Raw genomic sequence first — 26051 nt, 5'->3', positions numbered from 1 at the left:
AATGCCCAGGCCAGATTTTGCTTGATCTTATTAATGGTAAGCCGGCTCAGTTTAAGCGCTGCGACCACATCTCTCAGGTCATTTTTTATAAGCACTATTTTTGCAGATTCCATTGCTACATCCGTACCTGCACCCATAGCGATTCCCACATCAGACTGAATAAGAGCAGGGGCATCATTAATGCCGTCGCCTACCATGCCAACGAGTTTGCCTTCCTTCTGGAGCTTTTTGATTTCGTTTGCTTTGTCTTCGGGCAGCACTTCAGCAAGCACTCTCGAGATCCCCACCTCTGCTGCAATTGCCCCGGCTGTAATTGCATTGTCTCCGGTTATCATAACTACTTCGATGCCCATTTTTATCAGGGCCTCAATTGCCTCTTTAGAGTTCTCCTTTAGAGTATCGGCAACAGCAACAAGGCCTATGATTTCACTCCCAAGAGCTACAAGCATTGCAGTTTTCCCGTTTTCCTCAAATTCGCGCATTTTAACTTCCAGCCCCTCAAAAGAAATCCTGTTTTCTTCCATGAGTTTGCGCGTACCGAGCAGAATTTTCTTTTCTTCAATGTATGCCTCAATGCCTTTTCCGGGAATGGAACGGAAATTTTTTGCCTCTGCAAGGCTGATTTTCCTTTCATCCGCACCCCTTACAATGGCTTCTCCCAATGGATGTTCAGATCCTTTTTCAGCCGTTGCCGCAATAAAAAGCACTTCGCGTTCCTCACGGCCAGAGACTGCAAACACATCTGTAAGTTTCGGAGTCCCTTCAGTCAAGGTCCCCGTTTTGTCAAACACGATAGTATCAAGTTTATGCGCCCTTTCAAGGGCTTCTCCGCCTTTGATCAGAATTCCGTTTTCAGCCCCTTTGCCGGTCCCGACCATAATGGCTGCAGGAGTTGCAAGCCCAACTGCACACGGACATGAGATTACAAGGACGGTGATAGCTATAAGCAGGGAAAAAAGGAAGGGGCTTATCCCTACAAGAGCCACTGATTCCCCAACTCCGTAACGCCAGTAGCCGATGAAAAACCAGAAGAGGAAAGCCAGAAGAGCAACTATATGTACGGCTACAATGAAGTTGCCAGCAAAAACATCTGCGACCCTCTGGATGGGAGCCTTGTTTGTCTGGGCTGATTCTACAAGCCTGATTATCTGGGCAAGGGCAGTATCAGCTCCGACCTTTGTAGCTCTGAACCTGAAAGAACCCGTCTTGTTAAGGGTAGCCCCGATAACCGTGTCCCCTGCACCTTTTTCAACAGGGATGCTCTCGCCGGTAATCATGGATTCGTCTATTGCAGAGCTGCCTTCAACCACAACCCCGTCAACAGGTATCTTTTCACCCGGACGGACCACAACAATGTCTCCAACAACTACCTCTTCTACAGGGACCTCTTTTTCCACGCCGTCTACAAGGATCCTTGAGGTTTTAGCCCTCAACCCCATCAATTTCCGGATGGCTTCCGAAGTTTTGCCCCGAGCTCTTGCTTCGAGGTACCTGCCAAAAACAATGAAAATTATCAAAAAAGCTACAGTGTCATAGTAGAGGACATCGTATCCCGGACCCAGGTCAAGGAAAGTTGCTGCTACACTTATAAGATAAGCTGATCCGGTTCCTGCAGCAATCAGTAGGTTCATATCGGTTACACCGTGCTTGAAGCCTTTGAAAGTCCCTACAAAAAACTGCCTCCCCGGAAAGAGAAGGACAAGAGTAGACATTATGAAAAGTACAATGTGATTAGTAAAGATTGAGGGCACAAACGATAAGAAAGGAAACATCATGCTCATGTTTCCGAGGGATATGGGAATGCCCAGCAAAAGGGCAATAATAAGGTTATTTCTCTGCTTGCGGATCTCAGAGTCCCTTGACATCTGTTCTCTATCTTCATACTCAACAGTTTCAACAGGGACCGAGGCCCCATACCCGATACCCTGAACTGCAGCAATAATTTCTCTGACAGAAATGAGGGAGGAGTTAAATTCCACAACGGCTTTTTCAAGCGGAAAATTTACGGAAACCGAGATTACACCATCGGTTTTATTGAGGATCTTCTCAATATTTGCAGCACAGGATGCGCAGCTCATGCCCTGAAGGTTCAGGGTTACTTTATCTTTCTCGACTTTATACCCTATGGATTCAATAGCCTCTCCAATTTCCTGAGGAGAGGTCAGGGAAGGCTCAAAGCTAACCTTTGCCTTCCCAAGTTCCAGATTAACGGCTACGGAGGCCACACCCTCCTTTTTCTTCAAGATCTTCTCGATATTCAGGGCACATGCCGAGCAGGTCATCCCGGAAACTCCGAGGGTGATTTCTTTGGGGCCTGCTTTTTGCCCGGAAAGCCGGGTTACTTCTTTTTCCGCCAGTTTGCACGTTTCATCAAGGGTGCAGGAAACTCCCGCTGCCTCCTCACTCTCAACAGTTCCCGAAACCTTTGATTCAGCTTCTCCCCCAGCAACTTCCGAAGCTTCTGCTATCTTTCCGGGGCTTTCGGAAGTTTCTTCCTGAACCTCCACTTCAGCCTCTCCTTCCTTTTCGGTTGAGTAGCCGGCCTTCAGGATAGCCCCCCTTATATCGTCAAGGCTTAACTTTTCAGGATCAAAAATAACAGTTGCACTTTCAGCTTCAAGATTGACATCTACAGACTCCACGCCCTCAAGAGAAGAAATAGCATCCGCTACGCTTTTCTGGCAATGACCACAGGTCATGCCATAAACTTCTATCGTACTTTCCATCGGATATGTCGCCTATCCAGATTTTTCAGACTACCTGACCACTTAAAAAGCGTTTAAAGACTCTCTTATATTTTTATAACCCGCTTCGAGCAGAGTCATCCTTATGACATGTGCATCGGTTATCCGGCTGTCATAGGTCACATTTACCGTCCTTTCAGGTACGTTTACGTTTACATTAGAAACCCCATTAATAGAGGTAATGAGCATTGTAACTGTGTCTTTACAGTACCTGCAAATCATATCATCTACTACAAGTGTTGTCTCCCTGATGTCTTCACCCCCAGATCATCAGCTGCTTTTAAACAGGTGCTCCACCCATATTAAAAATCTGTACCTTTTACTATATAATTAATTCCTCGAAACGAATAAATTAAGTATCCTGAAACCCCCAATAAATTAAGAATTCTGAAAATCATTAAACACATTATTCCAATTCAGACAGGCTCATACCCGGTTTCCTTCACCACAGCCTTTATTTTCTCCACATCTGTCTTTCCTTCATCGAATTCGACAACAGCCTGTTTGTTCTCGAGGCTCACATCTACTTTCTTTACGCCTTCCAAACCTTCAATTGCCTTTTTAACCCTCATAACGCAGTGTCCGCAGGACATGCCTTCAACTTTTATGGTTTCTTGAGTTATGATTTCTACCTCCGTCTAATTTTTACTGAACGAGTTAACATAATAATTTTATGGAATACTGCATGATTGCACAGATATATGTCCGGTCTGCTGCAAATTCTTTGCTGTCCGCAGAACCGGATCGGCAGGGAAAAGTAGTACCTGTACTTGTAAATTAGAGTCTGCGTAAGCGAATGAAATGAAAGTCGGGAAAAGAAATACCGATTTTCAAAGGGGCTCGTACCCTGCTTCCCGGACAGCAGCCTTAATTGTTTCCAGGTCTGTCACGGACTCTTCAAAGTTCACAACTGCTTCTTTTTTCTCCAGGTTTACATCCACTTCTACTACGCCCTCCACGGAAGCAATAGCTCTCCCCACTCTTACTACGCAGTGATTGCATGCCATTCCTTCGATTTTTAAGGTTTCCTCTACCAGAAACTAACCCCCCATTGGTGAATCCTGAATTTTTAATTTTTACATTTATTTTACTTATTTTTATTACATTATTTTATATTTTCATTTATTAGAACTTTTTTACCAATTAAGGGCCGTCTCAATTTCCTCGAATTACAGAAAGAAGAGCTATCAGGATCGCACCTCCAAACCCAACCAATCCAACCCACGAGAAAGCATCTCCATATAACAGGATATAAGTCGAGACAACAAGCAGGACAGCAAGGAAAAATTCCTTTGAAAAAATACTTCTCTTGTTTTCTTTTTGCTTTCCTTCAAGGAACCTGTCCCCCATGTATTCCATTTTTTCGGCAACCTCCCTGATAGCAGCTCTTAACTCAGCTTTTTCATCCGGGGGCTCTGCGGAAAATTCAATATGAAGGGCAGCTCCCTTTGGAGTGTTGAGTTTCTTGTAGGCATCCATAAGGACCGGAATTGCAATGGTTTTAATATTGTACCGCGGGTCAAGTTCAAGGCAGACTCCTTCGATAAGCAGGATCGCCCTCTGCAGGGTTGAAAATTCCCCGGGAAGCCGGATATCATACTTAAGGCCCAGTTTTGCGTAGTTGTCACTCTGCCTGCCTTCAAGCCCGTAATTCTGGTTTGCAATAAGATCGTCCATGTCTTTCCTGAGCCTACGGACATCCACGTCTCTTGCATCCGCACCCCCGATTTTCAGGAAAGCCTGGGTTGCCCCTTCCACGTCCCTGTTATTGATAGAGTAGTAAAACTCAAGCATGTTCTTTTGAAGTTCATCATCGATACTGCCCACAGCCCCAAAATCAATGAAGGCAACAGTATCGTTCTCCTCGACCAGCATATTTCCCCCGTGGGGGTCTGCATGGTAAAAACCGTCGATATAGACCTGTTTCAGGTAGCTCTTGGTAATAGTGCGCGTATATTCCGATTTCTTGCTCTGGGGCACAGGCAAATCAATGATGTCCTTGACCTGGGTACCCTGAATAAATTCCATTGTAAGGATATTGGCAGAACAGTAATCCGGATAAATTTTAGGTACAGCAACATTTTTCACATTCTTAAAATTATCATCAAAACGCCGCATGTTAACGGCTTCGATTCTGAGGTCAACTTCCCGGGTAAGCATCTCCCGGATCTCCAGCAAAAAAGCATCAATATCGAATTTCTTTCCTACCCTGAGTACTTTTTTCATTACAGGCTTGAAATCGTCCAGGATAGAAAGGTCGACATTAATAGTATCAATGAGATTCGGGCGCAGAATCTTTACAGCCACGGGCTTGCTATCAAGTACCCCTTTATAGACCTGAGCAATGGACCCGCAGGCAATTGGTTCAGGGTCAAAGCTGTCAAAAATCTCAATAAAGGCTTTTGCTCTTCTTCCTCTTTCCGCCTTCAGTTCTTCTTCACTTTTTTTCCGGTTCCGGTCTTCGCGAGTCTGGTACTCACATACGCAAGCAAGGTCAAGAGATTCAGCCATTTCCTCAAAAGGCACAGGCTTAACCTTGTCCTGTAAATTCGACATCTCAATAACATAAGGCTGGGGCACGAGGTCAGGCCTCTTGCTCATGGTCTGCCCCATTTTGATAAAAGTAGGTCCGAGCTCTTCGAAAGCCTGCCTGAGTTTTACCGCCGTCTGCCTGTTCTCAACATCAAAATCACAGGTACAATCAGGATTTGAAATATAATTGGTATGTAGATCCCGGTAGAGTTCCGGAATAAGGTTGTACTCTAAAAGGACCCTTGTAACTTCCAGATAACGCTTTGTTTTCCCCAGCATTAAAGGTAATAGAAACCTGTTAATTTATATAGCTATTTTAGTCTTTTTTGGATTTCGTGATACTCCTATCTTACGGAGCCGAAACTTGCTGAATTTAAGACTATGGCTTTGCCCTGATCTTCCTGAAAACATCTTTAAATGCCAGTTTTTCTGCCTCCAGTACGATGAAGCCGGCGTCTTCTATATTCTTCAGGGTATGCCTGGTCGTATGGTCTCCGAGCAGAAAAAGTAGAACCGGATTGATTAAGTCCTCAAACAGGGCAATAAAAGAGTTACTGCTGTGCATGTGCTCAAGGGCTATCAACTCCCCTGCTGGTTTCAGGATGCGCCTCATTTCCTTAAGAGCTTGCACAGGATCAGGGATCGTGCAGAGGACAAAAGTAGTGACCACATAATCGAAGCTCTTGTCAGGAAATTCCAGGTGCTCGGCGTCCATAAGGAGAAAGGTAATATTTTGCATGCCTTCGGCTTTCTCACGGGCTTTTTCAAGCATCCCTTCACTGTTGTCGATTCCTGTCACCTGAACATCCACCGGGTAGTATTTCAGGTTCCTTCCTGTCCCCACCCCGACTTCCAGAACTTTGCCGCTCAGGCCTGAAAGTGCCTCTTTTCTCCACCTCCGGAAAAAGAGAAGTTCCAGAGGCAAATCTATCAGCTCATAGACGGTTGAGATTCGATTATACTTTGAGGCTGCGGACATTATAATCAAGTACCAGAATTCCGGGGTTTAATCTCAAAAAAATATGTGAACCACTGAAAGCATGGAAAACAAGGAATAAAATCGGAGAAAATTATTCCGAATTCAAATCTCCGTGAAAAAAACTCTTTACGGTTTCGACCTGATCTTCCTGAAAACATCTTTCAGAAGCAGGTTTTTAACGTCCTTGATTGTGAACCCGGCTTTTCCAACATTCTCCACGGTCTTCCGGTTAACATGGATTCCTGTCATTGAGACTATTATCGGATTGATGAGGTCTTCATACCAGGCAATAAAACGGTTGCTGCTGCGCATGTGTTCGAGATTGATCATCTCCCCTGACGGTTTAAGGACCCGTCTCATTTCCTTAAGGGCTTTTACGGGGTCCGGGATTGAGCAGAGGACAAAGGTCGTGACCACATAATCGAAACTGCTATCCGGAAATTTCAGGTTTTCAGCATCCATCAGGAGCAGGGTCACGTTGTTCATGCCTTCGGCTTTTTTCCGGGCTTTTTCAAGCATCCCTCCACTGTTATCGATTCCTATTACCAAACAGTCCGGAGGGTAGTATTTCAGTTTCTTTCCGGTCCCAACCCCTACTTCCAGAACCCTGCCTTTGAGACCTGAAAGCACTTCCTTTCTCCACCTGCTGTAAAAGAGAAATTCCATGGGCCACTCCATCAAATCGTAGATAGATGAGAGCCTGTCGTACTTATCAGCTACTGACTTTTCACCTGCAGGCATTTCTGCCATGGATACCACCTACGTTTATGCTTTCTTGAGGATTAGATTTTTTGGATATGTAGGAAGCTTATACATCGGTATGCAGGAAGCTTATACATCAGGATAAGTATCCTCAGTTAGGGATGCATAATGGAATTATTTCCGGATATCCCTTCTCTTCAGGCACGCTACTGCTAATAATCCGACAACCACAGGAATAACTTCAAATCCCGGAGACTCCTGTTCCCCGGTTGTGTTGTCTCCAGTTGTGTTGTCTGGTACTTCAGTCGGCTGTTCCGAAGTTGCATTGCTTACTGGCACTTCAGTAGATGGTTGTTCCGGAGTTTCGTTGACTGATGGCTCAGTTACGTTTACGGTTGTTTCAGGTATAATTTCTGATGTGTTTTGTGGATGATCATCAGGTTTTCCAGGAAAATTCAAAGCACTAATCTCAGCCAGATTCGTAAATCCGTCCTTATCCGAATCAAGATTTTCGATTGATGCAAAATTTCTTCCACTTCCTAAATATGCTCTACCATAAGGATTTACGGCTCCCCCATTATGACAGGTAGTGCATGAATCAAGCCTTGTGCCTGCAGTTTCATAGTGCTGATTGAAAGAAGTCAAATAATTGGATTTAGCTGATGCCGTGGATGCCCCCATCAAAGCTACCACTGCTACCAACAATATAATAATTAGTTTATAGTTCATATTCTCACCACTCCTTTCCAGATTATTATCCTTATCAATGAGTTATCCACCAGGTATTTAAGCACTCTCAATGTGGAGCCAAGTAGAAATTTACTTCAAGTTTTTTCGCCTCATATAACGTTATCTAGAGACATAGTTTAGGAAGAAGAAAAAATAGCGAAGTACTGATTCGGACATTTTTCAATAGCAAAAATCTACATTATTCACTTACCTTACAGGAAACTTCCTGAAAACCGATTCATATTTAAGTATTTGGAAATAATACCACGCTGCGGATTTTATACGTTTTGTATGCCTGCAAATTAAAAATGTGATAGATACTCCATACAAGCTCACAATATCATTTATCCCACAGAACCCTTTATTACAGAAAGACTTTCACAATATAGATTTACTTCAGAATGTTCCATAGAATCATTATTACATAAGGAATCTCACAATATAGATTCACTTCATAATTATACAGAGGAAAACCGATGAGCAATATTTTACGCAGAGGCAGGCTTGAAGCTGCCCAGGACGAGGAGATTTTACGTTACACCTCCTCTATGGAGGCTGACAGGTGGATTTTTAATGCGGATATAGCAGTGGACCTCGCCCATACGGTAATGCTGAGAGAACAGGGGATTATAAAGGAGGAAGACTGCAGCAAAATCCTTAGCGGGCTTTTGAAGATAAGGGAAGAAGGGATGGAAAAGCTCGACTTCAGCTACGAGGATATACACATCTCTCTTGAGTCCAGGCTCATCGATATGGTAGGAGAGGACGTAGGAGGCAGGATGCATTCCGGGCGCTCGAGAAACGATGAGGTTGCAACCTGCATCCGGCTGACCCTGAGAGAAGAACTTACCGGACTGCTCGAAGAGCTCTTTGTCCTCAGAAAAACTCTTGTCACCCTTGCAGGAAAACACACTGAAACCCTCATGCCTGGCTTTACTCACCTTCAGCATGCCCAGCCGACCACCCTTGCCCATCACCTCTGTGCCCACGAATCAGCTCTAGGCAGGGACTTTGACCGGGTTTTGGACGCCTTTTCCAGGGTTAACCTCTGCCCACTCGGGGCTGCTGCATTTGCTTCTACGGGCTTTGACCTGAACAGGAAACGGACTCAGGAACTCCTGGGCTTTGATGGACTGCTGGAAAACTCAATGGATGCGGTTAGCAGCAGGGATTTTCTTATTGAGTGCGCCTCGGTGTTTTCAAACCTCATGATAAACCTGAGCAGGATGTCGGAAGAACTTGTAATCTGGTCTTCTTCCGAGTTCAATTTTATCGAACTGGATGACACATACGCCTCCACTTCTTCGATTATGCCCCAGAAAAAAAACCCGGATACTGCAGAATTAATGCGCGGGAAAACCGGAGTGACTGTGGGAGCGCTTATATCCCTGCTTACAATCTGCAAAGGCCTGCCTCTGAGTTATAACCGCGACCTGCAGGAAGCAACCCCCAATATCTGGCGTTCGGTAGAAACTACCAGGGCATCGGTCAGGGTAATGGAAGGAATGGTAAGAACCATGAAAATCCATACGGATGTGCTTGCAGCCCAGTCTACTACCGGTTTTACAACGGCTACCGAACTTGCAGATACCTTTGTAAGAGAAACCGGAATTCCTTTCAGAACTGCCCACCAGATTGTCGGGATACTTGCAAAGGAAATGGAAAAACCCACTATGGAAAAAATCGACTCCGTGGCTGAAGTTGTGCTTGGGGAGTCGCTTTCAAGCAGGGGATTGACAGAAAATATGGTAACGGAAGCTCTTAACCCTGTCTCCAACATAAAAAGAAGAAAGGTTGCGGGAGGGCCTGCTCCGGAAGAAATGCAGCATTATCTTGGAAAGCGGCAGACTGAACTTGAACTGAACGAACAGGAGATTGCAACTCTCAAAGATTCAATCGACTCGGCTTTTGAAACCTTGCTTGAAGTCGTCGATGAATACAGGAAAAACTGAGCAGCTAAAAGTAAAAAGCAAATTCAATAACACATTTAATTTGATAACACATTTAATTTCAATAACACATTTAACTTTAATATTATTTAGACCTCTTAGTATCATACAAATTATACAACACCTCAAAAACTCAGCAGAAAAGGGATCATTCATGGAATTCAAACAGGGCGATCGGGTAAGCATTGAAAGGAACGGTACTGTCTATGAAGGCAAAGTAATGCCTTCCATGGAAGGATATATCGCAATAAAAATGAACAGCGGGTATAACGCCGGTTTTTCCACTGATAAGGTAAAGGTAACTCTTCAGGAAAAGAAGGAAGAAACTGTAAACGGAAGCGGAACCGGCGTAAAAGAATGTAAACCAGACGGAGAAAAAATTCCCGAGCCGGGGAAAAAGCTCCCAAAAGTCGCAATCCTATCTACGGGCGGAACAATTGCCAGCAAGATCGACTATCGTACAGGAGCAGTCACATCCCAGTTTACTGCTGACGATATTCTCGCCGCAATCCCGGAACTGAAGGAAATTGCGGATTTTAAAGGAAGGGTAATCTCAAGTATCCTCTCCGAAAACATGGACTCCGACTCCTGGCAAAACCTTGCGAAAGCCGTTGTCGAAGAAATAGAAGCCGGAGCTGAAGGAGTAATCATCACTCATGGGACAGACACAATGATGTACTCTGCAGCAGCCCTGTCCTTTATGATCGAAACCCCCGTACCTATCGTTTTCGTGGGTTCCCAGAGAAGCGCAGACCGTCCGAGCAGCGACAACGCCATGAACGCTATCTGTGCAGCCCGTGTTGCGATAAGTGATATTGCTGAAATCGTGGTTGTTATGCACGGCACAACCTCTGATGATTTCTGTGAAATCCACCGTGGAACGAAAGTCAGGAAGATGCACACCTCCCGCAGGGACGCTTTCAAATCCGTAAGCTCCCTTCCGGTAGGGACTGTAGACTACATTACAGGAGAAATAAAGACTTTTATTGACTATACCAGACGTGGAGAAAAGTCCCTCAAATTCAAGCCGGGAATGGAACCGAAGTGTGCCATTGTGAAGTTCACTCCAGGGGCAGATCCTACAGTCCTTGATTATTATATAAGTAACGGCTACAGAGGGCTTGTTATTGAGGGCACAGGTCTGGGTCACGTTTCCACAAAATGGATTCCCCTGCTCCAGAAGGCTGTGGACGCAAAAATGCCTGTAATAGTTACATCCCAGTGCCTTAACGGCAGAATCTGCGACCGCGTTTATGACACGGGCCGTGATATGCTGAAAGCTGGTGCAATCGAAGGAGAAGACACTCTTCCCGAGACGGCCCTTGTCAAGCTTATGTGGGTATGTGGCCAGACAGATGACTTTGAAAAAGCTGTTGGTATGCTCAGGGAAGACCTCAGCGGGGAAATTACTGAGTGCACACTGAAGTAAAAAAATAAAAATAAACAGAATAATAAAAAATCCCGAGAAACAATTCTGAAGACTGAAAAGTCTTATTTGGGAATTCCGAAGAGAGGAAAAAGAGCCCCTTAAGGGGTTCACCTGCAATCTCCTCTTCCCCGGAGTCTTTTCTTACACCTGTATCCAGCCCCGCAGCAGGCTTCAAAAACTGGCAATTCTGCACAGTCAGCACTTTTTTTATTCTGCCACCTCTGGGGCATTATTTATGGCTGGAGGGAGACCACCATATAAGAGTGTGGTATGAAATTACATTACTTTACATTACACCTTATAATTACACCTTATGATTACACCTTATGATTACACCTTATAATTACTCCGATCTTGAATTTCCTTGGACAATATACTTAAATAACAAAAAGCTCTTATGTACTATGTTAACAAGTGTCATGTTAACCAGTGGCGGAAGATAATATTTGAAGGTGTAGTAGATGTTAGGAATCGATGATCCACAAATCTGGCTTGCATATGTTTTTTGTGTATTAAGTGCTCTCGGATGTATGGTTTACGGAGCATTGAACTGGAAAGGCGAGGACGAAGAGCAGACAGTAAAAAGCAACACTCCAAAAGCAACGGTTCAGGACCAGTAAGGACCAGTAAGCTGTACCGGAAACCAAAACTCAAAGTGTCTTTTCAATCAGACTTTTTTAACAACACCTGCGAAAAAACAGCAGCTTGAATTCTTCAGGAATGATTTTTATGGCAGTCAATACTTCAACTCTTATCCTGTTTGTTGTCGTTTATCTTGCGTGCACGTTCTACGTTGCCCGCCTGGGGTATAAGAAGAATTCCCAGACCGATGGGTATATGCTCGCCGGCCGGCAGGTGCACCCGGCAATTATGGCTCTCTCCTACGGAGCTGCATTCATCAGCACTTCCGCAATAATAGGGTTTGGAGGAGTAGCCGCTTCACTGGGAATGGGGCTTCTATGGCTAGTATTTATGAACATCTTTTTCGGCATCTTCATCGCCTTCGTGGTCTTTGGCCCTCCAACCCGGCGCATGGGGCTGAACCTGGGGTCCATAACTTACCCTGAGTTTATAGGAAAACGCTTCCAGTCCAGGTTCATCCAGGGCTTTTCCGGGCTTCTAATAGCAGTTTTTATGCCTCTTTACGCTGCAAGCGTGCTCATCGGAGCCGGAAGGTTCCTTGAAACCACTCTTGGAATCGACTACAACCTCGCTCTCCTGATCTTTACTATAATCATCGCTTCATATGTGATTAAAGGTGGCCTCTTATCAGTGATGTACGTGGATGCCATGCAGGGAACCCTCATGTTACTGGGAATGGCTTTTCTGCTGGTGTTCACCTACAGCAAATTGGGAGGAGTTGTAGGAGCCCACCAGGCTCTTACTGACATGGCAAGCCTTGTCCCTCAGGCCCTTGTTGACCAGGGGCACCGGGGCTGGACTGCAATGCCGGCTTTCAATTCTCCGATCTGGTGGACAATGATTTCCACAATCACCCTGGGAGTTGGGATAGGGGTGCTTGCCCAGCCACAGCTCGCAGTCAGGTTCATGACGGTAAAAGACGACCGCTCCCTGAAAAGAGCAGTCCTTGTTGGAGGACCTTTTATCCTGATGATGGCAGGAGTCGCTTACGTCGTGGGAGCTCTTTCCAACGTCTACTTTTACAGGACTACAGGCATGATTTCCCTTCAGGTTGCAGGCGGAAACACTGATCTTATAATGCCCCAATTCCTGAACCAGGCCATGCCTGAGACCTTTGTAGCACTCTTCATGCTCAGCCTGCTTGCAGCTGCAATGTCTACTGCAGCTGCCCAGTTCCACACAATGGGCACATCCATAGGGCACGACTTCTACCAGCAGGGCCTTATGAACGGCAAGTCCAGGGGAACAGCCGTCCACGCTACGAAGTTAGGAATTGCCTTTACCATCCTGGTCTCGGTCGCTCTGGCTTACATCCTCCCGGTAAGCATCATCGCGAGGGCTACTGCTATGTTTATGGGCCTGTGCACATCCGCGTTCCTGCCCCTCTACATGGGAGCACTGTTCTGGAAGCGCACAACAAGAGCCGGAGCAACTGCAAGTCTTGTTGTAGGGTCATTAAGCAGCCTCTTCTGGTTGGTCTTTGTACACGCAAAAGAAGCAGTGCCTCTCAAGATCTGCCTGGCAATCTTCGGGAAGGAAACTTTACTTTCCGGTACCTGGCCCCTTGTGGACCCGATTCTGGTTGCAACCCCGCTCTCTTTCCTTACCCTGATTGTGGTAAGCCTTATGACAGTCCCACCTTCAGCCGAATTCCTGAAAAGGGCTTACAGACTCAGGTTTGAAGACGAAGAAGAGGAACTGTCGGAGCCAGCATCACACAAGGCAGTTGAATCAACAGGCGTTTAAACCTGTTCCTTTTTTTAAAAGTCAGGCGCACTTTTTATGCGCCACTTCTTTTTCAATTTCCTCTCATACTGCGATTCCGAAGTATGTTCACAAAACTTGTCTTTTGAATAGATCTATGGATTAATGAATTTCCCGCTAAACAATGGACTTATTTTGGAATTGAAGCAGTAGTTTTCGTTTTGTTAAACCAGATCCTTTTACAGAAAGTTCTGAATAATAGAGTTTCAACTGCATAAAAAAGGCTATTAATTTTCTACACACCTCAGTGTGACAAAATAGGTATTATTAAATCTTGATGTACTTTTACATTATTTATGGCATCACATAATCCAACAGATAAAGACATCAAAAAGAACACAGAAAAATGCAAGAAATTGTGTGAGCTTACAGATAAAGACATTGAAAGACTCCTAGAAAAACGCCTGAGTTTTACAGGAAAGGGTAACGATAGATATAGTCGATATTCAGCTTACGATTATTGTTATAACCACTTCAGAGATTTTCATGAAAATTTTCTTAAGCGCGAAAAACGTGAAATATTAACCCATGAGATGAATATCCTTTGTTTGCAATTAGGATTATTTTTAGGTACGTGGGGCATGTTTCGTAACAGTGATTTACAAAAATGCAGCTTTAGAATTTATGAACCTTTAATTAAAAAGATCTTTGAAGAGGAAGATCTCTGGAAAATTGATGTAAAGGACTATTGCGTCAAAAAGGACGAAATAAACTCAGAGACATGGAAGGCTATCTGCTGTTTTAAAAAAGAAATACAGATGTCACTTGGACAACATGGTGTCTTGGTAACGGATACTCTGGCTACAAAAATAATGATGGTAGTTTTTGGTTGTGTACCTGCTTATGATAGTTACTTCAGTTCAACGTTAGAACCAGTACCCAAGTTAGATCAAAAATCGTTAAAGTACATTTATAAATTCTATCATAAAAAAAAGGACTGTTTGGATAAGAAACAAAAGGAACTTAAAACCGTTAAAGTAGATGGTGGCTTAACAGATTGTACATACACGATAGCGAAAATAATAGACATTATTGGTTTTCGTGAGAAAGAAGAAACAGATATAAAAAATCAGAAAAATACAAAGGGCAAAGATAAAAGTATATGGGAAGAAAAGAAAGATCGAAAAAAAGAAAAAGAGAAAAAACTAAAGCAAAGGCTAGAAAAACTAGAACCAGAGCTAAAAAAAGATTGCTAAATTGGTAAAAGCATCAACATTCAAATTACATACATGATCTTCGATATATCCTTTTCCTTCGCGTGAGCAGAGTACAAAAATAACAATTTCAACATCAAGCAAGCAGATTATTTTTATAAGACTAGTTGGTGTCCCTGATTAATTGGCTGATCTATTCCAGAGCCTGGGAGAAGATCTTTCGTTTTTCTCTCTCCTCACCGCACGAAACTGGGTCCGGCCTGCCAGTTAGATAAAAAACAACTTACAATCCAGTATTTAATTCCGAGAGACAATAACATAAAAGAAATGCCCCCTGAAATGAGAGAATACTTTCTTTACTCCGGAAGCCACTTTAATTCACAGGTAAATATAAGCACTTCCGCCAGCTTGCCTAGAGGTCCTGCAAAAAAAGAAAGAAATACAGATTTGAAAGAGAAATAAGACCGAAATTTATGCTGCTTTGGCCTGTTGTGTTCTCTTTAGAAGCCTTCAATTTTCTTTTCTTACAGGCAGGGTCTGTCCCCCATGAGGCATCAGGTGAACCTTTGCATCAGGATTTTCTGACAGGATTGCAGACAGGGCTTCCTGCACACTTGCCATCGGAGTAAAGAATGCGGTTCTGACTTTATCTTCCGGAAGCTTCGAGACAAGATAAAGCTTGAACTTCTTTGCGGCTTTTGCAACGATTGCACTCTTGTGCCCTCCAAACTCGAAGCAGTGTTTGAAGCGCTCTATTGCATCTTCCGGAGTTTTGCACTCCATGTTCCAGCATTCATAGATCTGGTTTCCTATTCCTTCGGCACATTCCGCTACAAGGATGATCGAGCCGCCGTCTTTTACAGCCTGGGTTGCATTGTCCAGGGATTTGCTTGCCTGATAAAGGTTGATGTCCTTAGGATAGCCTCCGCAGGAAACGATCACAGCATCTGCAGGTTCTACGGGCACTTTATACATAGTGTCCACAGTCTCGACCCCCTTCCTGTGGGCCTCGACAAAATCCCCGGCAACAGCAGCAACTATCCCTTTTTTGCTGTCAAGCACAACGTTAAGAATAAATTTAAGGCCAAAGATCTTTGCAGCTTCTTCCATATCCTGCCTGACAGGACTATCCACCCTTCCGGAAACCGCCTTTTCCTCTATCATCATTTTATGGTTGGTCAGCACAGCCTCCTCAGAGCTTACGCCGGGAAGTACGGATTTTGCCCCACCACTGTACCCTGCATAGTAGTGGAACTCAATTCCCCCTGTCCCCACAACCACATCGGCGTTCAGAACTTCTTCAAAGATCTCAACCGGGGTCCCGCGAGAAGTTACACCGATCCGTCTACACCTGCCGGTATCATGCTGGATACAGCGGATTTTTTTGTAGATCTCCTCCCCAACCAGTTTTTTAGACTCCTCTTCGGTCTGCTGGCGGTGAAGCCCGAGAGCAAAGATAATTGTGATGTTCTCATCCCTTGCTCCCCCTGAATAAAGCTCTTCAAAGAGAGGAGGAAGGATCTGTTCAGTGGGAGTGGGACGGGTGATATCACTTACAATGATTACAATCCTGGAGTTCTGGTTTACAATCTCGGAAAGGCGCCTGCTTTTTATGGGGTTTTCAAGCGCCTTTTTGATTAGAAAAGCCCCGCTTTCCCTTTTTTCAGGTTCAGAGGGCATGATTATGCTGGAGAGATTCTTTTCAGGGATATCCAGCTCAGATGTCCCATTTCCAAATGCGAGGGGAATCTGTTTCATATTAGTCATCAGGTTCATGGCCGGTGATTTCGTATTGATGTTATAAAATATCATAGGTAAACAATCGATGTCAAAATTAAAACTGAGCTTTTAACTGAGCTTTTAAACTTTTAAGTCAAACCAACAATTCAAGCTTACTGGCTTCACTTATATAAGCTCTTATTTCCGGACAGGCAAAGTCCACCCCCCCTCAGGCATTATATGAACTTTTGCCTCAGGGTTTTCGGCAAGAATCGTTTCAAAGGCTTCCTGTACACTTTTTGCGGGGATGAAAAACGCACTTCTGCTTTCCTCATCGGAAAGTTTTGAAACGATATAGAGCTTGAACTGCTTTGCGACTTTTGCAACTATTGCGCTTTTATGTCCCCCAAACTCGAAGAATTGTTTGAAGCGTTCTATAGCGTCATCCGGACTCCTGCAATCCCTGTTCCAGCACTCATAGACCTGGTTCCCGATTCCTTCCGCGCATTCGGCCACGAGTACTATTGATCCCCCTGCTTTTACGGCAGGGATGGCATTTTCCAGAGCCTTTGTTGCCTGGTAGAGGTTGATATCCTTAGGATAGCCCCCGCAGGAAACGATCACAGCATCTGCAGGCTCTACCTGCACTTTGTACATGGCATCTACATACCTTGCTCCTTCCCTGTGAGCTTGGACAAAATCCCCGGCAACGGCAGCAACAATTTCTTTTTTGCTGTTGATTACCACGTTCAGGATAAAGTTGAGGCCTGTAATTCCGGCGGCTTCTTCGATATCCTTCCTCGCAGGGCTGTCAACTCTACCCGAAAGAGGTTCACCTTCAAAGAATTTGCTATAATGGCTGTGGAATGAAAGTACAGCTTTTTCCGAACTGACTCCTGGAAGGACAACCTTCCCTCCCCCCCCATAGCCCGCATAATAATGAAATTCTACCGTCCCGGTGCCAATAATCAGGTCTGCGTCCAGAACTTCTTCAAAGACCTCAACCGGGGTCCCAAAACTCGTCTCCCCTATATGCCTGCATCTTTCCCTGTCGTGCTGGACAACCCGGATACTTTTGAAAATTTCATCGCCCAGAAGCTTTCTGCATTCTTCTTCTGTCTGCTGACGGTGAAGCCCGAGAGCAAAGATAATTGTGATGTTCTCATCCCTTGCTCCTCCTGAATAAAGTTCTTCAAGCAGAGGAGGAAGAATTTTTGCGGTGGGAGTGGGTCTCGTGACATCGCTTACAATAATTGCAATTCTGGTTTCCGGGTTTACAATCTCGGAAAGTCTCTTGCTTTTTATGGGATTTTCGAGCGCTTTTCGAATTAAAAGAGCTCCATCCTCCTTTTTTACAGGTTCCGAAGGAAGAATTAAGCTGGAAATGTTTTTTTCAGGGATATCCAGCTCAAAAATCCCGCTTCCGAAAGCGAGTGGAATCTTTTTTATATTTGTCATCATGTTCATGCCGGTGAGTTCGTATTGATAATATAAAACCGTATAGGTAAACAATAGTGAAGCTATGCTTTAAATATAGTTTAAATCTGCTCTTTAAACCCCAAATTCAGGCCGTTATTGAGAAAATGTAGAGAAATTTTGTCCTTAAGATTTCCAGGAGATGTTCCCGGCAACCCTCGGACCCCCATTACTTCTCCAATAAAAATAGGAAGAATTGTTCTGGAGAACATGGTTGTTTTAACGAAATTAATAGTCGTTATAAGTTTAAGCAGTAAAATTGAGTCTTTTCCAGAATAAAATACAAAAGAAAACATTAATTTACAGGAGATAGTAATAGAATGAAATTTTTACTGGAAAATAGAAATTTTGGATAATGAAAAAATTTACATACATCAGAAAGACTCAACCATTATAACTATATAGTACAAATAGATATTTAAAAAATTCAAATAAATGACTTTCAGAATATATATAATAAGAGGATTGAGTCAAAAGATATAATAATTCCAGGTGAGTGTAGAGAGAATTATAAATTAATTTTGGTGATTTAGTGAGGAATGATAGTCATCTAAAAATGTCCATTTTCATACTGCTTATGTTAAGTTACCTGTGGATTGGAGAAGCATATGCATCCCCGGATACAGATAGCTCAAAAATGGTTGATAATATTAATCAGGGCAGCATCATCCTGTTTTCACAGAACTACTCTGAAACAAATAATCTTCCAGCTAATGTTTTTATCGCAAAGATTCAGAGAGAAAAAGCTTACGATAAACTATATTCAAGTATATATGCAACGCAAGAATCAAAAGTATTTTTCAATAACACTTCAGAAGGGCTTAAGTATGCGAACATAAGAGATTCTCCTCTAATTCCATGCAGTTTACTTCCAGGTATGGATCTTATCTCTTGTTTTGGAATAAATGAATACCTGGAGCACTTTAGAAGCAACCTGGATATTTTTACTTTTTGTAAATGTACCTCTGTCCCGATAATTCACTACCTCGAGGAACCAAGGCATGCAGGAGCCCTGTACATATGTAGCCTTACACCAATGGTTAAATGTGACTATGAAATCTCAATGGACATAAATGCGGATGACCCGCAGAGTTTTGTTGAACTTAATAGTCCGGGTTCAAGAATTATAATTCAGGAAAACGAGGGGCAGACTTTACTTAAAAGTTATTATAAAGACTCTTCTGGAGAGACCAGATACGAAAAAGTTATTCTTGGTAACGCGTCAGAAAAAGCAAATTTCAATATAATATTTGACGGTTATAACAAAACAAACACAATTTACGCAGAAGATGGCAATTCCATAGTCACCCCATTCTATAATCTTGATAGGCAAAACCTACCTTATCTCGATTTTTCAAGCGGGTATATCAAATTCACAGGTTTTATCCTTGGAGAAGGGACTTACCTTGACGTTGATATATACAGTATAAACCAGACAGCGGAAAGAAAACTCATAACCGCAATCGGGGATAGCAGGATAATCCCGTTCGGACTTGATGGACCGATGAATGGTACCGAAGAAGGAATTGACTACCTGAAGAGTAAAGGGTATAGAGGTACGATGTGGTTTGATAAGGGACTGATTGAGAAATCCAATGAAACACACATTAATTACCTGCGCAGCCTGGTTGCTAACGATTCCTGGGAAGTCGGCATACACTATACAAAAGAATTAAACAGCCTTCCGCTTGAAGAAGCATACAGGTTAATGGATGAAGAATACCAGTACGTGTATGAGAAAATAGGTAGAAAACCAACAAGCTGCTGCTGCCTGAGAAACCATGATAACCTTACACACGCAATTTATGCATATGAAAACCTTGGCATGACCTGGAGAAATGGAGACGCAGTAATTCACGCAGAAAGGGATGTAGGAAACCTGTACGATGATACATGGGGATGGTGGGATACCGCGTCAAATGCAGGCATGTCCTATCCGGTATTCACCCATCAACTTGACCTGGAACCTGCAATAAAATACTCAATAAGTCGCTCATATTTCCGGAACTGGGTGGATAACTATTACTCAAATAACATGACCGTAGTATCATTTTATGAATACAACCAGATAAGCCGCAATACATATGATGCAAGTTTTGACAACCTGCAATACAACGAGAAACTGCTTGCATTCGACGCACATACAAACGGTGACAGCGCTCTTGTAAACGTAAACATAACTGCAGGAAACGACACACAGGTCTACGATACTACCCTCGAAAAGGACCTTGATTATGAAACCGAACAGGATAAATCAATTACTTTCCAGGTCGAGGACAACCATACTTATAAGATAGATTTAAACAGTGTCGAATAATGTATCACTTTGAGTCAGGTATAAATTCCACAACCACGGAAGGCACAAAAACGAACGAATGTACAACTTTTTCGTGTATGTCTGTACCTTCCGTTGTTAGCCTTTTTTTTCGGCACCTTCCGTTATTAGCTTTTTTTATATACCTTACAGGTTAGCCTTTTTTTAGTTACGTTTTCTCAAATTCGGTATAATGCAGTATAGCAGTCAACACATTTCTAATTCTAAAAGTCAACACCCTTCTAATTTTAACAGTCCACGTACTTCTCTAAAAGATATCGTGTTTTAATTAATTGTAAATATCTCCTGCGCAGATATACTGATAACTGCAAACAGGCTTACTGATGTATATTTACTTCATAAGAAAATATTCCGACAATGTAATGTCTGGTGGAGGTTTCCTGATCTTTGAGGTAAGAAAGGAAAGGGGGCGGCAGTTAACTGGGGAGTAATAACCATGGACAAAGAAAGGATTTCCTATCACGAGTCCGTTCAAAAGATGTATGAGCGGATAAAGGAAGATAATATGACAAATGTCTGGGACCGTTATGAGGCTCAGGGAATAGGTGGAGTTCCGGACAGGAGATGCAATTTCTGTATGGCAGGAGCCCGTTGTGACCTGTGTTCCAACGGTCCCTGTCGTTCGGACGCTTCAAAGGACAAGAGAGGGGTATGCGGGATCACTGCCGACGGGATGGCAATGCGGATGATGCTGCTCAGGAACGTAATGGGGGCTTCGACTTATCAATATCACACGGACCAGACCATCCGGACACTTCGGGAAACCGCAAAGGGTAACACCCCTTACAAAATAAGTGAACCTGAAAAGTTGAGGACATTTGCAGGCAGGCTGGGGCTAGAAACCGGCGGAACGGACTCAGAAGTTGCCCTCCGCCTGTGCGAGTTTGTAGAAAAGGACTTTAACAGGCCTGCTTACGAACAGAGCCAGATTGTGGAGCTCCTTTCCCCTCCTGAAAGAAAGAAAAGGTGGGAAGAGCTGGACATATTCCCAGGTGGGATCTATGGAGAGATGATGTATTCAACAAGCTCCTGCCTGACAAACGTGGACGGGTACTACGTGAGCCTGGCTTTAAAAGCCATGCGCCTGGGAGTTGCGATGGCATACCAGAGCCAGATAGTAAATGAGTACTGTCAGGACATCCTTTTTGGAATCCCAAGGCCTCACATGATGAGGGTTGACCTCGGGGTCCTTGAACCTGAGTATGTGAACGTGCTTCCGAATGGGCATGAACCTTTCATCGGCTTTGCCATGGTCCAGCTTGCCAGAAAACCCGAGTGGCAGGAGAAAGCAAAAGCAGCAGGAGCAAAGGGCTTGAGGATCATTGCCAGCATAGAAACCGGGCAGGAAATGATCCAGAGGTGGGAGGAAGACGATGTCTTCTACGGTTTTACCGGAAACTGGATTACCCAGGAAGCGGTGTTCGCAAGCGGGACTGTGGACCTTTTTGCCGCAGACATGAACTGCTCGCTTCCGGTAGCCCCCCTTTACGCCGCAAAATACGGGTTCAAACTCATGCCCGTAAGCGGACTCGTGGCCTTTGAAGGTATTAACGAGCGCCTGAACTACAACCCGGTAGAAGCCGATAAGCAGGCAGCAAAACTCCTGGATATGGCAATTGAAAACTTCAAAACCCGGAAAGGATCGGTTGGACCCTCTCTGAAACTCCCGATGAAAGAGGCAGTTGTCGGCTTTTCAACCGAAAGCATCCTTGACGCCCTCGGAGGTACCCTCGACCCTCTCCTTGATGCCATAAAAAGCGGCGCAATTAAAGGAGTGGTCGGAATGGTCTCATGCACTACATTAAGGGACACCGGGCAGGACGTGCACAGCGTTGCAGTGGTAAAAGAGCTGATCAAGAGGAACATCCTGGTCCTGTCTATGGGCTGTGGGAACGGAGCCATGCAGGTTGCAGGCCTCTGCTCCCCCGAAGCCCGGGAATTTGCCGGGGACAGCTTAAAGGCGGTATGCGAAGCCCTCGGAGTTCCGCCCGTACTCAGCTATGGGACCTGCACCGACACAGGCAGGCTTGCCGACCTCCTTGGAGCCATATCCGGAGCCCTGGGTGCTCCTGTCCCTGACCTTCCGGTTGCTGCAGCAGCCCCCGAATACATGGAGCAGAAAGCCACAATCGACGCCATCTTTGCCCTGGCCTTCGGGCTCTACACCTATGTAAACCCTGTTCCGACCATCACAGGAGGCCCGAACCTTGTCAAACTGCTGACTGAGGATTGCCGGGAAGTTACAGGCGGGATCATGAACGTGGAAACGGATGCAGGAAAAGCAGTTGATGGGATAGAACAGCATATCATGGAAAAGAGAAAGAAGCTGGGGATCTGAAATCCCGGATTTCTACTTTTTTTTCACTTCATTTTTAGTGAGTAAAAAATCCCTTGAAATCAGATCTCGATCAAATCAGATCTCGATTAAATCAGATCTCGATTAAATCAGATCTCGATTAAATCAGATCTCGATTAAATCAAAGCTCTATCGATTCCCCGGGTTCCATGATAATTACTTTCGTATTAACTTTTGCCTCCACGGCTCTTTTGAACTTTTCAGGGTCCTGCTTGATGACATCAAAGGTGTTATAGTGCATTGGCACAACGATTTTGGGCTGGATGAGTTCCACGGCTTTTACGGCTTCTTTTATACCCATGGTGAACTTGTCTCCTATAGGCAAAAAGGCAATTTCAGGTTCGTAGAGTTCTCCGATAAGCTGCATGTCCCCGAAAACACTCGTATCTCCGGCATGATAAAAGGAATGCCCGCCAATACCTATCACAAACCCTGCCGGGCTGCCTCCGTCGAAACTGAAGCCGGAATCATCAATTGAGGAGGAATGAAGCGCATGAGTCATGGTAAGGGTCATACCTTCCACTTCCATTGTGCCTCCTTTATTCATACCTTCGGCAAAGACCCCTTTTGATTTGATATAGTTTGCAACCTCATGGATCGATATGATCCGGCAGCCGGTCCTGGCACCGATCTCAATAGTATCTCCCAGGTGGTCTTGGTGACCGTGGGTTACGGCTATAATGTCCGGGTCCAGATCCTCAGGGTTGCAGGGAGCTTTCGGGTTTCCGGAAATAAAAGGGTCGACCAGCAATTTCTTTTCGGCTTCGAGCAAAAAAGCAGCATGCCCAAGCCATGTAATCTTTATATCAGCCATTTCTCTGCCTCGTGTCCACTTATGCTTTTGTCAGAACGTAACAATGCGTAATGTAATTTTCGATAATAACCGGATAATTAGTATATAATACATTATTCAGGCGGGAATCAGGAAAACACAGCGGGATGAATACAGGATAATATTAATATGTGCCCTTAAGTGTAAATCAAGTAAGAATGCTTGAAAGTAATCAAATAAGAATGAAGATCAGCCTGGTAATCCACGGGCCCGAAGTAATCGATTCGGGAGAAGCGGAAATAGTTATGGAAAAGCTTTCCTGCATAGGTGAAGTCGAAGCTCAGCTTGGCGGAACCATGGGAAAGACAGCTGTCCTTGACGCAGGGCTTGAAAATGTTATAGACATAAGCCGGCACCTTAAGCCGAGCGCCTGCATTGAATCCTTTTTTGAAACCTCAGACCTTGTTTGCCTCCTGAACAGGGGGAAAACGCCCGAAACCGGCATGATTTTTGGAGCAAAGGTTACTTCTCGCCTGAAGGACCCTGAGAAGAAACCCCTGATCCAGATCGAAAGCCCGGGCTGCACCGGCGGGAAATTGATCCCCCTTAATAAAAAAGCCGGTAGCTACATTGAAAAACTCTCAGAAATCTTCGGGCTGCCTGTCGAAAGCCCTCTGCCTTTTCAAGATTCGGTTTGTCTGGAAAACTGCCCGAAAACCGGCAAAACCAGAGTTATCCGCGAGCTTTCAGGGGTTTTTCCCGGAGAAAATATCCTTGTAAACGGGCTCGTGATCGGAAAAGCCCTGTCTTCCGAAATAAGAATAGTCTCTGAAAGCGGGTTCATTACCGCAATCGAAGGCGGAGAAATAAAGGAACATGGGCTCGAAAAGCTCCATAATTATGAAAACAGAGACCCTGTTGACCTTGCCGGAGCCTGGGTAAAAAGCGGGGAGATTCGAAGAGGCAATTCCTTATTCTCGGATGCCAGAAAAGAAAATGCCAGTGCCCGAAAATCAGGTTCTATTTCCTGGGCAGGGGCAGGGACAGGAAAAGTTGTGCTTATAGACCACGCCGCCGAAAATTCCTATGAACTGGCTTCCGGGGCTGAACTTGCAGTTACAATTGGAGACGACACCACAGCCATAGCAGGAGATATCCTCTACAGGCTTGGAATCCCGATAATTGGAATCACAGACGGGGACTGTGATAATGTCACCTGTGAAACTAAAATCTTTCCCGGCTCGGTTGTTCTCAGGCTGATAGAGGGAAGCGATGATATCGTGGGTAAGAGAGTTAAGCAGGAACTTCTGAAAGGACAAAATTCAGCTGTTTTTGAGGATCTGTTGGCCTTTAAAGAAGATGTGCTGAAGCTGGCAGAGCTGTCGATTGAAGCTGTTTTTGAATACTAACATAGCAACACCCCTTGAAATGGAACTCACGGTTCCCGGGTATCGGATTGAGTTTCATCTTTTGCAGCAATTTTAGGGAAATATCCACAATGGGTGCGGAAACAAATTCCCGCTAAGTTAATAACAAAAGGAGTAACTCTTTTAATAGGGATGGAAAGGCGGATAAATGGATGTTTCAGCCAAATTTCAAGTACACAAACAAAATCGTGCGCCTGCTTGCAAGGATCCAGGCTGCCCGGGAAGTCATCATAAACAGCCCTCTGATTCCGGCATGGGAAAAACAGCTCCAGCGAGAAGCCCTGATAAAGCAGACCCACCACACGACAAGTATCGAGGGAAACCCCCTGACTCTTGAGGAAGTTGAGCTTATTATAGAGGGAAAAGAAGTCCTTGCCCACGAAAAGGACAAAAAGGAAGTCCGGAATTATGTAGATGTACTGAAATATATCGATTCCTTACCTGAAAACGGACCCATAACCGAAGAGTTTCTCCTGGAAATCCACAGGCTTACGGCAAAAAGTATCCTTCCTGATGATTCTGCCGGAAACTACCGGAAAGTGCGGGTCGTTGTCGGAGACCCTAAAACCGGGAAAGTCACCTACACCCCTCCGGGACCTGCTGAAGTCCCTGCCCTAGCTAAAGCCCTTGTCGAGTGGCTTAACAGCGAAGATGCCCTTGACCTCATGCCCGCCGTGCAGGCAGGAGTTGCTCACCATGAACTTGCCAGAATCCACCCCTTCGTTGACGGAAACGGGAGAACTGCCAGAGCCCTTGCCACCCTGGTCCTGACAAAGAGAGGCTTTGACACCAAACGATTTTTCGCTCTTGAGGAGCACTACAACAAAGAACGCACCTCTTATTACTCCGCCCTTTCAAGTGCGGATGCCGGGGACAGGGATTTGACCGAATGGCTCGAATATTTCCTTTTCGGCATTGCCGTGGAAATCTCAAGAGTCGAAAAAACGGTCCTGAAGCTGAGCAGCGACCGTTCGATAAAAGATAAATTCGGACAGATAGGGTTGAGCAGCCGGCAGATAAAAGCGATTGAATATTTAAAAGAAAATGGCAAGATCACAAGCAATGAGTATCAGGAAATCTGTGATGTCAGTCAGCCCACTGCAAATCGTGACATCCAGGACATGCTTGACAAAAAACTCCTGAAACAAAATGGGAAAATGGGCCAGCAGGTAATTTACGTGCTCAATTTCTGATCGGGGGCTGTTCAAAAGCTATTCAAAAGCTATTCAAAAGCTAGTCAAAAGCTATTCAAAAGCTAGTCAAAAGCTATTCAAAAGCTAGTCAAAAGCTATTCAAAAGCTAGTCAAAAGCTATTCAAAAGCTATTCAAAAGCTAGTCAAAA

The 26051-nt window shown here is 44.5% G+C and carries 20 protein-coding genes; 9 read left to right on the top strand and 11 right to left on the bottom strand.

All coding sequences use genetic code 11. The annotated features are described in order from the left end of the window. The 8 genes from PHF18_RS15475 to PHF18_RS15440 all read right to left on the bottom strand — a co-directional run. Positions 1-2726: heavy metal translocating P-type ATPase (locus tag PHF18_RS15475; protein WP_300104392.1), on the bottom strand; the 2726-nt coding region annotated here is incomplete at its 3' end. Positions 2727-2768: 42 nt separating this feature from the next. Further along, the gene (locus tag PHF18_RS15470) at positions 2769-2966 is read right to left on the bottom strand and encodes a cation transporter (protein WP_300104391.1); all 198 of its coding nucleotides are present in this window, start codon (positions 2964-2966) and stop codon (positions 2769-2771) included. Between the two features lie 194 nt (positions 2967-3160). After that, positions 3161-3352, bottom strand: a complete 192-nt coding sequence (locus PHF18_RS15465; protein ID WP_367279208.1) for a heavy-metal-associated domain-containing protein — start codon at positions 3350-3352, stop codon at positions 3161-3163. Positions 3353-3574: 222 nt separating this feature from the next. Further along, positions 3575-3781 carry a heavy-metal-associated domain-containing protein gene (locus PHF18_RS15460; protein WP_300104396.1) on the bottom strand — a complete coding sequence of 69 codons (207 nt, stop codon included), beginning with the start codon at positions 3779-3781 and terminating at the stop codon, positions 3575-3577. Between the two features lie 118 nt (positions 3782-3899). Then, a complete protein-coding gene (locus tag PHF18_RS15455; RefSeq protein WP_300104390.1) occupies positions 3900-5555 on the bottom strand; it encodes an AarF/ABC1/UbiB kinase family protein in 1656 nt (551 codons plus the stop codon). A 100-nt stretch (positions 5556-5655) separates the two neighbouring features. Next, positions 5656-6255 (bottom strand): class I SAM-dependent methyltransferase, encoded by a 600-nt coding sequence (locus tag PHF18_RS15450; protein WP_300104395.1) that lies wholly within the window; start codon positions 6253-6255, stop codon positions 5656-5658. A gap of 126 nt (positions 6256-6381) precedes the next feature. Next, positions 6382-7005 (bottom strand): class I SAM-dependent methyltransferase, encoded by a 624-nt coding sequence (locus tag PHF18_RS15445; RefSeq protein WP_300104389.1) that lies wholly within the window; start codon positions 7003-7005, stop codon positions 6382-6384. Between the two features lie 126 nt (positions 7006-7131). Continuing rightward, the gene (locus PHF18_RS15440; protein WP_300104388.1) at positions 7132-7686 is read right to left on the bottom strand and encodes a PGF-CTERM sorting domain-containing protein; all 555 of its coding nucleotides are present in this window, start codon (positions 7684-7686) and stop codon (positions 7132-7134) included. A 476-nt stretch (positions 7687-8162) separates the two neighbouring features. On the opposite strand from PHF18_RS15440, the gene argH reads away from it, so the two are divergent. The 5 genes from argH (at position 8163) to PHF18_RS15415 (ending at position 14666) form a co-directional block, all read left to right on the top strand. Further along, a complete protein-coding gene (argH, locus tag PHF18_RS15435) occupies positions 8163-9638 on the top strand; it encodes an argininosuccinate lyase (RefSeq protein ID WP_300104387.1) in 1476 nt (491 codons plus the stop codon). 151 nt (positions 9639-9789) lie between these two features. Beyond that, the gene (gene gatD / locus PHF18_RS15430; RefSeq protein WP_300104386.1) at positions 9790-11064 is read left to right on the top strand and encodes a Glu-tRNA(Gln) amidotransferase subunit GatD; all 1275 of its coding nucleotides are present in this window, start codon (positions 9790-9792) and stop codon (positions 11062-11064) included. A 461-nt stretch (positions 11065-11525) separates the two neighbouring features. After that, positions 11526-11684 (top strand): symporter small accessory protein, encoded by a 159-nt coding sequence (locus tag PHF18_RS15425; RefSeq protein ID WP_300104385.1) that lies wholly within the window; start codon positions 11526-11528, stop codon positions 11682-11684. 109 nt (positions 11685-11793) lie between these two features. Next, positions 11794-13452, top strand: a complete 1659-nt coding sequence (locus PHF18_RS15420; protein WP_300104384.1) for a sodium:solute symporter — start codon at positions 11794-11796, stop codon at positions 13450-13452. A gap of 314 nt (positions 13453-13766) precedes the next feature. After that, the gene (locus tag PHF18_RS15415) at positions 13767-14666 is read left to right on the top strand and encodes a hypothetical protein (RefSeq protein ID WP_300104383.1); all 900 of its coding nucleotides are present in this window, start codon (positions 13767-13769) and stop codon (positions 14664-14666) included. 468 nt (positions 14667-15134) lie between these two features. Here the strand turns inward: PHF18_RS15415 and larA (PHF18_RS15410) are convergent, their stop codons facing one another. Continuing rightward, positions 15135-16382: a nickel-dependent lactate racemase gene (gene larA / locus PHF18_RS15410; protein WP_300104381.1), complete on the bottom strand. Its 1248-nt coding sequence runs from the start codon at positions 16380-16382 to the stop codon at positions 15135-15137. Positions 16383-16541: 159 nt separating this feature from the next. Then, positions 16542-17804: a nickel-dependent lactate racemase gene (gene larA, locus PHF18_RS15405; protein ID WP_300104393.1), complete on the bottom strand. Its 1263-nt coding sequence runs from the start codon at positions 17802-17804 to the stop codon at positions 16542-16544. Between the two features lie 652 nt (positions 17805-18456). On the opposite strand from larA (PHF18_RS15405), the gene PHF18_RS15400 reads away from it, so the two are divergent. Further along, positions 18457-20136, top strand: coding sequence for a hypothetical protein (locus PHF18_RS15400; protein WP_300104379.1), 1680 nt, complete (start codon positions 18457-18459; stop codon positions 20134-20136). A 454-nt stretch (positions 20137-20590) separates the two neighbouring features. Then, complete coding sequence (gene cooS, locus PHF18_RS15395) at positions 20591-22492, top strand: anaerobic carbon-monoxide dehydrogenase catalytic subunit (RefSeq protein WP_300104378.1); 1902 nt, start codon at positions 20591-20593, stop codon at positions 22490-22492. A 139-nt stretch (positions 22493-22631) separates the two neighbouring features. Here the strand turns inward: cooS and PHF18_RS15390 are convergent, their stop codons facing one another. After that, positions 22632-23324 carry a metal-dependent hydrolase gene (locus PHF18_RS15390; RefSeq protein WP_300104377.1) on the bottom strand — a complete coding sequence of 231 codons (693 nt, stop codon included), beginning with the start codon at positions 23322-23324 and terminating at the stop codon, positions 22632-22634. Between the two features lie 200 nt (positions 23325-23524). On the opposite strand from PHF18_RS15390, the gene PHF18_RS15385 reads away from it, so the two are divergent. Together PHF18_RS15385 and PHF18_RS15380 are read left to right on the top strand one after the other, a co-directional pair. Beyond that, positions 23525-24691, top strand: a complete 1167-nt coding sequence (locus PHF18_RS15385; RefSeq protein WP_300104375.1) for a DUF2117 family protein — start codon at positions 23525-23527, stop codon at positions 24689-24691. A 170-nt stretch (positions 24692-24861) separates the two neighbouring features. Then, on the top strand, positions 24862-25902 hold the full coding sequence (locus PHF18_RS15380) for a Fic family protein (RefSeq protein WP_300104374.1): 1041 nt from the start codon (positions 24862-24864) through the stop codon (positions 25900-25902). Positions 25903-26051 lie beyond the last annotated feature (149 nt).

Origin of the sequence: Methanosarcina sp., assembly GCF_028693135.1 — an archaeon.
Classification (GTDB): domain Archaea; phylum Halobacteriota; class Methanosarcinia; order Methanosarcinales; family Methanosarcinaceae; genus Methanosarcina.
Note: the sequence above shows the minus strand (reverse complement) of the source record. Positions and strands in the feature narration are given on the sequence as shown.